Annotated in this window: 16 protein-coding genes; 4 read left to right on the forward strand and 12 right to left on the reverse strand. The window is 43.6% G+C overall.

What is annotated here, in order from left to right; genetic code table 11:
- Window positions 1–4: 4 nt before the first annotated feature.
- From B7360_RS21320 to B7360_RS21365, 10 genes are all read right to left on the reverse strand, one after another.
- Complete coding sequence (locus B7360_RS21320) at window positions 5–640, reverse strand: YopR family T3SS polymerization control protein (protein WP_085344558.1); 636 nt, start codon at window positions 638–640, stop codon at window positions 5–7.
- Complete coding sequence (locus B7360_RS21325; RefSeq protein WP_005395153.1) at window positions 637–996, reverse strand: YscG family type III secretion system chaperone; 360 nt, start codon at window positions 994–996, stop codon at window positions 637–639. Before B7360_RS21325 ends, B7360_RS21320 begins: the two co-directional genes overlap by 4 nt.
- A gap of 3 nt (window positions 997–999) precedes the next feature.
- On the reverse strand, window positions 1,000–1,248 hold the full coding sequence (gene sctF / locus B7360_RS21330; protein WP_047009831.1) for a type III secretion system needle filament subunit SctF: 249 nt from the start codon (window positions 1,246–1,248) through the stop codon (window positions 1,000–1,002).
- A gap of 17 nt (window positions 1,249–1,265) precedes the next feature.
- The gene (locus B7360_RS21335; protein ID WP_012841766.1) at window positions 1,266–1,469 is read right to left on the reverse strand and encodes an EscE/YscE/SsaE family type III secretion system needle protein co-chaperone; all 204 of its coding nucleotides are present in this window, start codon (window positions 1,467–1,469) and stop codon (window positions 1,266–1,268) included.
- Window positions 1,456–2,757, reverse strand: coding sequence for a type III secretion system inner membrane ring subunit SctD (sctD, locus tag B7360_RS21340; protein WP_012841765.1), 1,302 nt, complete (start codon window positions 2,755–2,757; stop codon window positions 1,456–1,458). The genes B7360_RS21335 and sctD overlap by 14 nt, the downstream gene beginning before the upstream one ends.
- Window positions 2,758–2,762: 5 nt before the next feature.
- Entirely contained in the window at window positions 2,763–4,637 is a 1,875-nt protein-coding gene (gene sctC / locus B7360_RS21345) for a type III secretion system outer membrane ring subunit SctC (RefSeq protein ID WP_047009833.1), read from the reverse strand.
- Window positions 4,634–5,062, reverse strand: a complete 429-nt coding sequence (locus tag B7360_RS21350) for a YscB family type III secretion system chaperone (protein ID WP_074191269.1) — start codon at window positions 5,060–5,062, stop codon at window positions 4,634–4,636. Before B7360_RS21350 ends, sctC begins: the two co-directional genes overlap by 4 nt.
- Window positions 5,063–5,074: 12 nt before the next feature.
- Complete coding sequence (locus B7360_RS21355; protein WP_085344559.1) at window positions 5,075–6,055, reverse strand: T3SS regulon anti-activator ExsD domain-containing protein; 981 nt, start codon at window positions 6,053–6,055, stop codon at window positions 5,075–5,077.
- 148 nt (window positions 6,056–6,203) lie between these two features.
- The gene (locus B7360_RS21360) at window positions 6,204–7,064 is read right to left on the reverse strand and encodes a helix-turn-helix transcriptional regulator (RefSeq protein WP_006741517.1); all 861 of its coding nucleotides are present in this window, start codon (window positions 7,062–7,064) and stop codon (window positions 6,204–6,206) included.
- Window positions 7,065–7,679: 615 nt separating this feature from the next.
- Window positions 7,680–8,087: a YscW family type III secretion system pilotin gene (locus B7360_RS21365; RefSeq protein ID WP_085344560.1), complete on the reverse strand. Its 408-nt coding sequence runs from the start codon at window positions 8,085–8,087 to the stop codon at window positions 7,680–7,682.
- Window positions 8,088–8,474: 387 nt separating this feature from the next.
- Here B7360_RS21365 and exsC point away from each other — a divergent pair, with 387 nt between their 5' ends.
- The gene (exsC, locus tag B7360_RS21370; RefSeq protein WP_005397386.1) at window positions 8,475–8,921 is read left to right on the forward strand and encodes a type III secretion system regulatory chaperone ExsC; all 447 of its coding nucleotides are present in this window, start codon (window positions 8,475–8,477) and stop codon (window positions 8,919–8,921) included.
- Between the two features lie 8 nt (window positions 8,922–8,929).
- Window positions 8,930–9,235 (forward strand): T3SS regulon translocated regulator ExsE2, encoded by a 306-nt coding sequence (exsE2, locus tag B7360_RS21375; RefSeq protein WP_085344561.1) that lies wholly within the window; start codon window positions 8,930–8,932, stop codon window positions 9,233–9,235.
- 133 nt (window positions 9,236–9,368) lie between these two features.
- Here exsE2 and B7360_RS21380 read toward each other — a convergent pair whose 3' ends face one another.
- Window positions 9,369–10,889, reverse strand: a complete 1,521-nt coding sequence (locus B7360_RS21380; RefSeq protein WP_085344562.1) for an aldehyde dehydrogenase family protein — start codon at window positions 10,887–10,889, stop codon at window positions 9,369–9,371.
- A gap of 239 nt (window positions 10,890–11,128) precedes the next feature.
- Between B7360_RS21380 and B7360_RS21385 the strand changes: the two genes are divergently transcribed.
- Window positions 11,129–12,889 carry a sigma-54-dependent Fis family transcriptional regulator gene (locus B7360_RS21385; RefSeq protein ID WP_085344563.1) on the forward strand — a complete coding sequence of 587 codons (1,761 nt, stop codon included), beginning with the start codon at window positions 11,129–11,131 and terminating at the stop codon, window positions 12,887–12,889.
- A 60-nt stretch (window positions 12,890–12,949) separates the two neighbouring features.
- Here the strand turns inward: B7360_RS21385 and B7360_RS25060 are convergent, their stop codons facing one another.
- Window positions 12,950–13,087: a hypothetical protein gene (locus B7360_RS25060; RefSeq protein ID WP_012841759.1), complete on the reverse strand. Its 138-nt coding sequence runs from the start codon at window positions 13,085–13,087 to the stop codon at window positions 12,950–12,952.
- 575 nt (window positions 13,088–13,662) lie between these two features.
- Between B7360_RS25060 and B7360_RS21395 the strand changes: the two genes are divergently transcribed.
- On the forward strand, window positions 13,663–13,866 hold the full coding sequence (locus tag B7360_RS21395; protein WP_005397371.1) for a hypothetical protein: 204 nt from the start codon (window positions 13,663–13,665) through the stop codon (window positions 13,864–13,866).
- Window positions 13,867–13,942: the final 76 nt, after the last annotated feature.

Raw genomic sequence — 13,942 nt, forward strand, 5'->3', positions numbered from 1 at the left:
ACTCCTAAGACAAATCTAACTTGTGACTATGAGTCACGATGTTTTTCACCATCGCATTTTTTTGAATCATGAAGCTAAGCTCATCACGAACCATGTCCAGTGTTGATGCCATATCAGGTAACGACTTCAACTCAGCCCAACAGTGCCACAAGGCTTGTTCTTTCTGGGCACCAAGTGGAAAATGCTGCGCCAACATTTCTTTAAGTGCTGCTTTATCGACAGGTGGCTCAGCAATAAGCTGGCCCGAAAAATACCCTAGCAACTCCTGCTTCAACACCTTTAATAAATCGGCTTGCGGGTGTTCGGTGCCCTTTGCACTCTTCGCCTCATAAAAGGCGTACCACATTGCCTCTCGTTTAACTTGAGGATCGGAGAACGCTTCATTCAACGACAATAAGACGCTTTGTTTACTGACAACATCTGCCTCTTTTAGTGATTCATACCACGCTTTGATGTCCGCCAGTTTCGCTTCTGTTTTCTCTAACGTCTCTTTTGGAGAGGCGTGTGAGGCTTCCGCTTGCTTGGCATTACGCTCCATGAGCACATTCATCTTATCTTCATCGCTCCGCTCATAATGGCGCGACTCCGATTGGCGCAGAGGTTGAGGCTGAAGAGTTAGATTACTTGAATCAACGATCATCCAAGGTTCCTAATGTCCTGAGAAAAGCTTGCAGCAAATGCTTGGCTTTCTTCGCTTCCCTGTGATGCGAGTTCTACCCAACTTTCCGCTTTGCTCAATAAACCAGCTTTGGCGGAAGCAAGGGCCGCTAAACTGATCAGATCTGGATAGGCGTTGCAAAGTGGTTCGAGCAATTGATGAGCCTCTTCGTACAAGCCTTTATTCATAAGGCTCATTGTACGAATCATCACCACGGTCTCTTCAGAACCAGAGCTTGCTTCAAGGCCGTCCGCTATCGTATTAGCTTCTTGATGACGATGCATACCGGTTGCCATCAGCGCAATTTCAGCCAGCAATTGGCGCATTTCTCGTTCCATGCTTTATACCTTCTGGAGAATCGACTGCATCACATCTTTAATCGCACGAGTGGTGGTCGCATTGATGTTGTAAACAACAGACCATTTGTTGATCGCGTGCTGAAGTTCAGCCAGCTTAGATGGATCATCGGCGTTTGTTTCTAGGTTCTTGATGGCAGTCGTCACTTCTGTGTTAGCATCTTTCGCTTGTTTTTCTAACTTAGTTTTAACATCATCAAGGTTTACACTGTTACTAGCATCGTAAAATGACATAAGACTTCCTCGTATTTTTAGTTCGCTTCGTATGATTCAACGACTGCATGTGCGGCGGTGTAAGCTTCATACTGTTTGAGTAGCAATTGGTACTGCTGTGGTGAGCACCCTAAATCCAACTGACGTTTCACCACCGCTTGTGCTTCTAAGAGCTTGCTCTTAATCTTGTGCACTTCCGCACCGTTTTTGTCGTTATTTAAAATTTGTTCAAGATTTGTCATTGTTCGTCTCGCCCTCGTATCCGAGTTCTATTGTTATCACCCGCCCGCCTTTGACCAGCTCAATGCCAGCAGGCGTAACACTGGATATGCGGTAGCCTTGAGGCGTTCTTGCACCAACCATGTAACGAACGTTATCAGTCAGAATCACATATGGAACCTGACCAAAGTTAACGCTACGAAACGGGAAATCGATGTTGGTGCCTTTACTCACCTTAGGTATGGATTTCAAAACTAAATACGGTTTTTCACCATATTGTTCTCGGAAGTCTCGAGTCACACCGTAAAATCGAGTCGTTTCGATATCATCAAGTTCCCCGCGTACTTCGATGCGATCACCGCTGGTAACCAACTGGACTTTTTTCAGTAGCTCCGCATCCGTCAATAAGGCTTTTAGCGTATCCATGTAGGCACCCGCTCTTTGCAGTTCGACCTTCCACGCTACGAGGCCCGGTACGTCTCGCTCTAAAATTTGCTCAACTTGGTTCCAGCGGCTTGCATCATCGATATAACCCGTCAGTAACAGTGTGCCCGTCTCATCCCCATTTTCGACTTTCACCTGGTGATAGCCGAGGTTTCGCAAAATAAATCGAACCCCGCGACGGATTTCTTCCATCGTTCTTAAGTCACTTTTGTAATTGATACCTAGTACATCAATTCGACCAAGCAGATCGAGTTTCTGAGTTCGATCTTCAACATAGCCTTCCAAAACCGCTTGGCGTGCGGCGGCATTCCATTCCACACGAACGTCGCTAAGTTTGAGCTCGCCTAAGATATTGCGCACCAAAACAATGGGTTCTGCTTCTGTGACAGTCTCATTATTGTTTCCGTTAGCTTGGCTGTACCACATACCAGCAAAAATGACACTCGGGACAAAACTACAAAGCAAGGCGATGAGCGTTGTTTTTTTCCAGCTAGAGCGTTGTACAGCAACAACAGGTGTATCCTGTTCGCTAGATTCGTCGCTGACGTTACTCACGATTAACGCATCTTCTGCGTACCCCAGTGCGAACTTCACAACGCCTACAGAGACAACGGCATGGCGTGACAACTCGATCCCATCATCTTCAACAGAGATGTTTTCACCGTTAATATTTGCCTCTTTGCAGCCTCGTAAAATGACCGAGTCTTGCTGGCAAACCAACGTGAAATGGTTAGCTTCGACCCCAGCATCAGACAGCACGAGATCTGCGATAAAGTCGTCACTGCCAAGCACAAGAGCGCCCTCAGGTAAGGTGACTTCAACTCCGGAATGCACGCCTGATAAAATACGAATTTTCCATTGCTGCATCGCGGTTAAGGCTCCTCTGATGGACGCACACACTCACTTTGTGAGTCATCGCATTCCAATACTTTTACACGCCAACCCTTTTGCCCTGTCGGCAATTGGCACTGCGTCAATTGAGACGACTGTTGCTGTGACAATAAGTCTTGCTGATAGCGCTCTGCTTGAGTCTTTGATGTGCAGCTATACACTTCGACGACCGATTTAAATTCAGCACTGTTGTTGGAAATGTTGTTGAGCTTGCCAATGCTTGGTCGCAGATCGTACTCATTACCAATCAACACACTATCGCCAATACCATCCACAACGATTCGCGGTTCTAGAATAAACATGCGCACCGTGCGGCGTTTAGTGTTGGTATTACTTCTAAACAACGCACCTAAATATGGGATGTCTCCCAACAGTGGTACTTTACGTAACTGATGACTCACTTCATCTCTATAAACACCACCGATGAGCAAGCTCTGTCCTTGCTTCACCGTCGCCAACGTACTGATTTCAGTTTTACGAACGGAAGGAAGGTCGTCGACACCACCATCGGTAATCTTTGCCCCGTCTTCGAGATGAAGGCTCAGATTGATTTCTGGTCGTGCAGCAAACCTGTCACCAACGATACGCGGGACAATTCTCAGTAACGTGCCATACGTGACCTCTTCCAGTGCTGCGGTCTCTTTACCAACCAGCTTGACGTAAAACGTGCTGCTGTTGTTCAGTACAGCTTCGACATTTTCTTGGGTTAGCAGTGTTGGTCTTGAAACCACTTGAGCACTGCCTTGAGATTCCAATAAACGGATTTGAGCCAACAGGTAATTCAGATTGGTTGAATCAAGCAAAGACTTAAAATTTTGTCCGCTACCGAGAGTCACATCACCCGAACTCACATCCCCTGTTGTTTTGATATCAACAATTCGATTATTTCCGACAGATACTCCCGCTCGCCAATCCACACCTAACTGACTTAAATCGTTGGCACTGATGTCGACAATCGATAATGCAACTTCAATTCTTGATTGCGGTTGGTCCAATTGAGCGACCAGTTTGCGATAGAGCGGTAATCGCGCTTGAGTATCACGAACAATAATCGCATTAAGGCCCGGCTCTGCTTCAACCGTTGCTCCGCCATGAACTGAGGCGGTTTTATTGCTTTTTACAGGCTTATCTGAACTGGTAACTTCTTTGTTCGACGCACTCGTCACTTGAGTTTGAACACCAGACACGACTCGCTTTAAAACCGATGCGATACCCGGAACCGTAATGGTCTGATCTCGATATGCAATTTCTCTATCCGTTGCAGAAGCGTACTTCAAAGGAATTATTTCAACGAATAACTCGTCGGTTGAATTCGATTTCTGCAGCAGGCGCGTTTCTAATGCTTCGGCCGTTTGTACAACTAAGTCGACATAACGTGGAGGACCTGCAAGATAAACCAACCCTTTACTCTCAGCGGCTCTCCACCCATAGCGCGAATCCCACACTCCAGTGGAAATTAACGTGCTTCGTAGCTCTCTGGCGGTCAATAATTCTAATTGGAGTAAACGTGAGCGCGTTTCTGTCGCCTTATAGACATGCAAGACGGCACCATCGAAATACCACATCAAGTTATAGACTTGCGATAAGTAGTCGAGGAACTCAGCCGGATCATCAGGAGTAAAACGTCCACTCACTCGATCATTAACTTTGTCACTCACAGAAACCGAAACGCGATAGTTTGCGCCAAAGTTATTCAACAACTCTTTTAATGAGTCGTTATCTGCATAGTATCGGAATGGTTGTTCGGGCCAGTGTAAGTCTGTTGCTTGTGCGAATCCCAACGGAGCAAAGCTCACAGCACACAACAGTATCTTTGTGGCAGCACGTCTGATGTTCGGAAAGACTTTTCGCATCATGGCAACCACACATTATGATTAATCGTGTGGTTCACGCGCTCTTGCTCCAATAATGCCATATAACGCTCACATAGATTAACGTGCTTAGAAAGCAAAGAAGAGAACAGCTCAATCGAACAGTCCTCGATCCTCACTTTGCTTTGTAAAATCAGCTGCTGATCATCGTTCGCTGTTAGTACGCAGCCATCTTCACGGATTGTTTTTAATGAGAGCTGCATGCAACGTTGTAACGCTTGTTCTTGTTGATAATCTAGATGCTCTTTAAACTGGAAGGGTAAAGCTGCTTCCCATAAAAACCATGATGCGTGTTGTTTGATGGTCAGTGACAACTGATCAACCTCGATGTTGTAAGAGCCATTTTCTGAGGCAATAAAATCCCCTACCTTTAGCGTTTCCGCTAAAGATTTCATCATCTTATCTAACATTTAACGCCCTATTTAAATCTGGTTGAGGTGATTGCAAGCCTGGCCGCACTGGCCGCTTTGAGTGTCAAAATAGTAGTGATCGATGTCGCCAACAATTTGCATGCTCTTGAACCACTGCCATACTTTCGCAACCGCATTTTGGTCGTTGTAAACCACATCGCATGCATCCCAGACTTCGTTCAGCTCAGGAGCTTCAAGTCGAACTTCCGAACACCACTTTTTCCACTCAGAGATAAACTGAGCAGTCGTAGAAGTGTACTCTGCGAACCCTTTAAGCTCGTCTAGGGACGGTTGCCACTTCTCAATTAACGAACGATGACATTCAATCACTTGCATCTGTTGTTCGCTCAACGTCCCGAGTTGATCTTTCAACTGGTGTTGTTGGCGCTCAATTAAATCGAGTTGCTGTTGTACAAACACCGCACTGGTGTCCTCTCCAGATAGTTTCGACCAATATTCCTTTTGAATATCGAGCTGATTGATAAGCTGTTCCACTTTAATGGAGGCATGCAAAGCGCTTTGGTCAACTTGACGGTTAATCCACTCGTTTAGCGATAAATGAAAACAAAGCATCAACGTTTTTGGCACCGCTAAATTGAAGCGAAAACCAAGACGCGCGTTGATGTATTCCAGTCTTTGTTCAAAAGTCACGAGTGTGCGGCTATCACTGAGCTGCGACCCAATTTCCAAAAATAAACGCATGGCGAATCGGTCAAGCGACGCACCGAGCTTTTGATACGTTTTCACCAACTGGCTTGCGCACAGGCTATCGACGACGCTTCTATCCAACAAGCGCTGAAGTAAAGATAACTGTTCATAATTAATGACGCCTTCACTCAACAATTGTCGGTGATTGACGTGCACAACATTGAAATCCTGCGTTGATTTAGAAGCACTTTCATATCGAGCTCCTCTCTGCAAAACAGTCACTTTCCGTTGTGTCACAATGCTGTCTGGAAAAAGCGAACGGCGTCGCCAATGCTGCTTTTTCATTTATGTTCGTCTCCGCACCCCTCTCGAACGATCCAGAAAGAAAGAGGTGTAATAATTTTTAATCGTTCGTTGTTACATGACGCATAATAGAATTTACGCTGATGAGTGACTTTCAAAATTAGTCAGAAAATTTTAGTCCCAAGTCATTTCATTTCGCGATAGCTACTTGATCGTCTCCCGAACGTACACGGCTTGGCGTCGTTCCAAAACGACGGCGGTAACTCTGCGTAAAGTAAGACTGACTAGAAAACCCAGCCTCCATCGCCACATCCACGATGCTCATCTTGCTCGTCAACAGGAGTTTATGAGCGTGCAACAATCGGCGCTCACTGATCCAAGCTCTTGGAGAAATACCATAGTGCTCATTAAATAGCTCTTTAAAAGTCGTTAAGCTAGCACCAAACTCTTGCGCATAGTCAGTCAACTTCCACTCTTTGAGATAGTGTTGTTCCATAAATCGACGTAACCGTTCCGATGTTCGGTTAGTTTGTTGTGACAACAACGCATAGAGTGATTCTCCTCCTTTGCCGTGCAGCAAAAGAATGAGTAACTCTTCATATTTTAGGCACATGATCGCATCTGGATACGCCTGTTGCTCAAGCGTCTGCATGCTGGAAAGCACTTGCTCTACGAGTATGTTCAAACCAAAAGTAAACAAGCCAGAACAAACTTTATCTACCTTGGGCAGCATCATCAAAAGATCACTGTGCTTTTGTAATAGCTGGCTAACGAGTTCGTTGTCGTAGGTTATAATCGACGCTTTGTATGCCCCGTCTAAGGGCGAGTACTCGAATAAGTAATCCCCTTGGGATAGAAACACCCCGTTTTCTGCCGCAACATCGATTGTGCAATCACCTGTTTGAACTCGAAGCTGACCATTGTGAACGACAACAATGTGAGATTGGTCTGAGTGAAATACTTCGTCAGATTTTTCATAGCGGGAAAAACTACGAATTTTTCGCGAGCTCGAGCCGACCTTTTCTGTGTTTAGTTGGCCTGACACATCCATTTTCTACCCTTCATTATTTTGAGTTTCTCAGTACGAGTGTTGAGAAACTTTCAAAGCAATACTTTGATTGTTGTTATTTCTAAGTACTGCTATATCAATTAAAGAAGCAAAGAAAAGAGCATAGAAGTTCATATCACTTACCATACCCCCCGAATAATTAGCGAATATCCTAAGCATTACCCTTACCTAAAGGTAAAAGTTTATCTTAGTAAACTCTGCTGTCCGTCTTTATTATTTTTATCAGATAGCGTTTATTATTAGCCAAAACTTAAATATCATTTCGTTATTAAAGTTTAGGATTTTTGTTATACATTAGAATAAAATTAAATAGATTATGGTATCGTTTATCGAACAAACTGAAATTTCCAAAATCTTAAAATTGTATGTTTTATAGCCTAAAACGCCAAGCCAACGTGTTCAAGGAGCGAGATATAATCATAAAGAATGCTATTTTTGCAACAAGTATAAGTCTAAAAAACAACTGACCCGATGACTTAAACCATGTGATTAATGTTTGTAAAAAACAACAAAACTTTCACAACAGGAAAGAGCAAATCTTTATTTTTAATAATTTAGTAAGATCTAATTAAATGTAACCGATTACTTTTCATCTGGTTATTTTTTTGGCACGAGCATCAAATTTTCCTGCTTTCCCTCCACTGAAAATAAATAGTTCTTTTCTTTTTCCGCTACACGTTCCCCATTCGAGTATAGCTTTCCAATTATCTTCATGTTTCCGTCACCAGCTTGAATCGGTGCAATTAAAAATGAATACTGTACGGGTAATTGAACGCCTTGGTAGTGCTGCGATGCAGACCTAAGGCACTGATTTTCAATCACTTTGCATATCTCCACATCAAGAGACGTAATCGAAGGTGGAAAGTATCCATCGACAGAAACCCAACCATAGAGTGTCGCCTGACTCTTTGTGTCAAAGCTACCTTCCCTTACAATCGGCACAGATTGACTACACCCACTTAGTAGGAATAGTCCGATAAAACCAGCCCACATAGAATTGTTCATTATGACACCATAAACTTATTTTATAGACTTAGTTCATTTTAATTTCACACAATTCTTTATGTAAAAATATAAAAGATCAACTTATATTTATACTACAAGCGGACAATAAATCGCATTCTTCAACAACACATATTTAACATTAGATTTAATTTAACTCATCGTGACTGCACCTTAATACACTTTCAATTAGGCGGGTATATTAGAGAACAAAGATATTTAAATATCTAAGAAGCACCACAATATGCATCAGAGCACATTTGTTATCGCTGTTTTATTTATCTCACCGAAATTAAAAACCAAAATATAATAACAACCGACCAATATTGATAAACACGAAGAGATACATCTAATATTTTCCTTGATAAAATTTCAAAAGGGACTATTCCTATGTCAGCACGCCAAACTATCGATGAGATTTTGCTAAAGTTTGCTCATCAAATAGGCTTGCCTGCACTGCATCTAACGGAAAATGAAGTAAGCTTAGCGTTTGATGATAATCTAAGAGTGCATATCATCTTTCATCCTGAATCGACAACCCTCCAGCTCGAAGCTGAGATTGTTGGTCTTCAAATCGTTAATTCCGATCTCTATCGTTCTTTCCTAGCCTTTAATTATCACTGGCCTGAGCATCAATTATTCTTTAGTTTAGATAATCATCGACATGTACTCTGTTTAAACCGACTCATTAACATTAAGCGACTGGATTATGAGTATTTTGAAACTGCTTTGGCGGAATTATTGACGCAAAGTGAGTCGTGGGAGTCGTTATTGTCTGCTCATGTCGCCACTGCTGAGGTAGCTCCGATGCCACAAACTTTAGACTTAAGAGTTTAGGTGTCTCTATGTCCAACGACATCCAATCTACATACACTAACTCACCGATTCATGAAGTAAAGCAAGCGCAGCAAAGTGATGCTCTGCCACAAGGAACGTTTCATGGCCGCAAAGTGACCCTACTCTCTTCATCAGAAAGCAGTTTGGATCGAATGAGCTCTAAAAGAGAACTTAGCGAGTGTTTAAACCAGTTTGCGAGTCTTGAGTCTTGTAATCGCGTCTTGGATTTTGATCAGCAGTTTAGTCTTGAAAAGCAAAACACCGCGGTCGAAAAACTACTTGAACGAAAAGTGACCGTAATTCAACGTTTCTGAGCACGCAATATAGACGGGTTCAAAATATAAATTTCACGGATATACACCCTCCCACCCGCAAGCCCATGCAATAAAAAACCCCGAAGGCTCGGGGTTTTGGTTAGTACTGCTTTTTCTTTGTTAACTACTTCATTTAGAAGAAGCCTAGTGGATCAACACTGTAGCTAATCAATAGGTTTTTCGTATTTTGGTAGTGATCCAGCATCATCTTATGTGTTTCTCGGCCGATACCCGACTTTTTGTAACCACCGAACGCTGCGTGTGCAGGGTAAGCGTGGTAACAGTTAATCCAGATTCGACCAGCTTCGATATTACGGCCCATACGATATGCGACGTTCGCATCACGCGTCCAAACACCTGCGCCTAAGCCATATTCGGTGTCGTTCGCAATTTCTAATGCTTCCGCTTCATCTTTAAACTTAGTGATGGCAATGACGGGGCCAAAGATTTCTTCTTGGAAAATACGCATCTTATTGTGGCCTTCCAACATTGTTGGTTGAATGTAGTAACCCTGATTGATTGACTCTGGCTGTTCAGAGACACCACCACCAAAGACCACTTTTGCACCTTCTTCACGGCCGATTTCTAGGTAACTTAAAATCTTATCAAACTGTTCTTGAGAAGCTTGGGCGCCTACTTGAGTATCGGTATCGAGCGGGTTACCTTGCTTGATTAACTGCGCACGTTCCGTCAATTTCTCTACAAACTTATCGTAAATCGCTTCATGAACTAATACGCGAGATGGACAGGTACAAACTTCGCCTTGGTTGAAGAAGCCAAGTAGCGTACCTTCGATACACTTGTCGAGGTACTCATCTTCGTAATCGAAAACATCTGAGAAGTAGATGTTTGGAGATTTACCACCTAGCTCCACTGTCGATGGGATCAAGTTGTCTGCTGCACATTTTAGAATGTGATTGCCAACTTGTGTTGAACCGGTAAACGCTAACTTCGCAATGCGGTTGCTGGTTGCAAGCGCTTGGCCCGCTTCTGAACCAAAACCATTAACAACGTTAATGACGCCCGGTGGCAGTAGATCACCGATTTTTTCCATCAAAACTAGAATCGACGTTGGCGTTTGTTCTGCTGGCTTCAATACCACACAACAACCTGCCGCAAGTGCCGGTGCCAGCTTCCAAGCCGCCATCAACATTGGGAAGTTCCACGGGATAATTTGACCAACCACGCCAATCGGCTCCGGGAAGTGGTAGCTTGCTGTGTGCTCATCCAGCTCCGCCGCACTGCCTTCTTGTGCGCGAATACAGCCAGCAAAGTAACGGAAATGATCCACCACCAAAGGTAAATCCGCAGCCAAGGTTTCACGAACTGGTTTGCCGTTTTCCCATGTTTCTGCAACTGCAAGTTCTTCTAAATGCTGTTCGATACGATCAGCGATTTTCAGCAAGATGTTAGAGCGTTCAGTCACACTGGTTTTCGCCCATTTTGCTTTGATGTTGTGTGCCGCATCCAATGCTAAGTTGATATCCACCTCGCCAGAACGAGCAACTTTACAATACGCTTGTCCGTTGATTGGTGAGATATTATCAAAGTACTCACCGCCCGTTGGTTTTACCCATTCCCCACCGATAAAGTTATCGTAATGCGATTTGAAATTAACGATGGCATTTTCACTACCTGGCTGTGCATAGATCATAACTCTTCCTTTTGTTTCTCGTTCAATGTGTTATTGCAGTGTCGTATCGCACTGTTCACAAAGAGCATTACGCAAGTCACACGCCAACTACACCACACTTGTTGTTAATTAAATGTAAAACTATGATTACCAAGCGATAACAAACCAAGTGAGCGATGTTTGAGCGGATGTATGGTGTGAACACCAATGTTCAAGTGTTCCAAAATGGCACACCCTCACTGTGACAAAATGGTACAGTCATGGAACTTCAACACATTAGCGATAACAATTGGCTTTCAACTTCATGGATCCGAAGTGAACAGGCGGGTTTAAAACAGCGTCGACGCCCTGAAGATATTCGAGTGACACCAGCGACACTTCAAGATAGGCGTCACCAACTCAACTTCTTATTGGAAACCGTCACCCAGTTTGCTCTCCCGCTGTTTAATCAGCTTTTTGCTCATAGTGACAGCCGCTTAATTCTGACGGATGCCGACGGCGTCATCATCGGCAGTTGGGGACAACCTAAGTTCCGCGAGAAGTTGACCGAAATTGCGCTAAGCTCTGGTGCGTGCTGGCAAGAAAAGGTCAAAGGCACCAACGCGATTGGGACTGCGATAGTTGAAGCAAAACCGGTCTCAGTCATCGGCGATCAACACTTCATCCAACATCATCGTTTTATTAGCTGCTCGGCCAATCCTATTTTCGATCATCTTGGTCATTTGATTGGCGTGCTAGATATCACCAGCGAACAAAAGAAACATGATTTCTCAACGCAAGTGCTGGTACAGAACATGGTTCAGCAAGTTGAAAATCAATTGCTTAACTTGATTCCACAAGGGCATATTCGTGTGGATTTGGCGTGTGAAAAAGGCTTACTAAACAGTGGATGGCAAGGCATTATCATCGCTAATGAAGATGGACAGATTCTCGCGCACAACCAAGTTGCTTCTCAGCTCCTCGCGCAACAAAACGTCATCGGGCAATCGCTCGACGACATTCTTTCTATCCAAAATGCCGACCATCCTTTCGTGTTCAAAACAAAGCCGTTGACCGACAAAAAAGTGAAGTCTCGTTCCGTTACCGCTTCGAATGATCTGCATTACGGCGATTCTACTGTCGAACATTGCTGGCAACAAGCCAATCGCGTTATCGATAAAGACATCAGCTTACTGATTCTCGGAGAAACTGGGGTTGGTAAAAATGAGTTTGTGAAAGCACTACATAAAAACAGTCAGAGAAAAACGGGGCCGTTGGTTTCCGTCAACTGTGGCGCACTACCGAAAGATTTGGTTGAGTCCGAATTGTTTGGCTACGTAGCTGGTGCATTTACTGGCGCAAACAGCAAAGGCTATCAGGGAAAAATTCGCCAAGCGCACAAGGGGATTTTGTTTCTGGATGAAATCGCAGATTTACCCTTGGAAGCTCAAAGCCGCTTGCTGCATGTATTGCAAGATAAAACCGTCCTTCCCGTTGGTTCAAACCAAAGTGTTCAAGTCGATACGCAAATCATCGCGGCCACGCACAAAGATCTCGAGAACTTGGTTAGCGAAGGATTGTTCCGTCAAGATTTATACTATCGCCTCAATGGTTTGATCATCGAATTGCCTCGCTTTGAAGAACGAGATGATAAGCAACAACTGATCGCAAATATCCATCGACGTCATGCTGAATCTGAACAACAATTTTGCCCTCACCTACTTTCTCTGCTGCTTTCTTACTCTTGGCCAGGAAACTTGCGTGAACTCGATAGTTTAATCAAAGTATCCGCATTAATGGCGCAAGGTGAAGAAACGTTGGAGCTCGCTCACGTACCGACTCACTTGAGTAAGAAACTCAGCCAAGCTCAAGACGTAACAACCGCTGCCGAACCCACGTTAGAACTGCGTGCAACCGTCGAAGACAAACTGCTCAAAACATATCAAGCCAATCAGGGGAACATAAGCAAAACATCTCGTATGCTTGGCGTCAGTCGAAATACGATTTATAGAAAGCTGAAAAGCCTCGGCATATTGGGTTAATCCATAACCTCAGATACAAAAAGAGCACCTTTTCGGTGCTCTTTCTATTTGAAACCTAGCTTACAGGCCGCCTTGTTGTTGCGCCTGTTTTACTAATGCCTGACGTTGAGTTTCCTTCTCAGAGATCACTTGGTTGTCCTTGTGTATTTCCTGATCCAATTCTGCCGGAATGAAAACAAAGTACTTGTTAAGAATCATCTTAGAACCTCAATTTGTTGTGTTAATCACCTTCTTGGTCAACGTAAACAACACCAGAAAAACACGTTTTACTGGATCCTTGTTGCTGATTTCAAAAAATAGAGGATGTTCATTTATTAAACATCCTCCATGTGGGCGCTAATTATAGGCGTAGTTCAAAGGCTTACCTAGCACTCTTTTTCGCCTTTCTTGCAACCTTAGTTTCATTCTCAAACCTGATGCAATCACACATATTCAATAAAGTACTGTTAAACAAAGAAAAGTGATTTTCATCGTGACTGATAATGAGGATGAGCTTCCCGGAATTATTGACTTGAAATTACGCCTAGTAAACTTGAAGGCTGCAATAATAGCGTTAAAAGGCCTTAATCCGCACAGCAAAAACTTTGAAGTGATAGACAAATGCATTCATATATTTGTAAAGCCGTTTATGGATTTGTCTACCAGTTCAATATTTCACCTTTTTTGAGAAATCTTTAGCCGCTTTTTTGTGTGAAACGCCCAAAAAGAACAGACAATCAAAGTGTGGTATATGGCCACACTTGTCTATCCCCACTCCGCTTTGGGAGGCGTTTATGAAAAGTAGCAAACTTGGCCATGTGATGTCTTTCAGCAGAATGTTTTCCTTCATTGCGTTTTTGACGGCTACATTCGCATGGATTCTCAGCATGTATGCCCTATTCACTGTTTCTGTAGTGGCTCTTGTGGTCAGCGCAATTCTCTACCTCAAAGACAGGTTTTATCAAAACAAGAAAACGACCACAGAAAAGAGCGCCTAGGCGCTCTTTGAGTTTCATAAAGCCAGACACAAAAAAGGATGCCAATTTGGCACCCTTTTGCTTTTATCCGTTTACT

This window comes from Vibrio sp. ArtGut-C1 (assembly GCF_002105475.1).
GTDB classification, from domain to species: Bacteria; Pseudomonadota; Gammaproteobacteria; order Enterobacterales; family Vibrionaceae; genus Vibrio; species Vibrio diabolicus.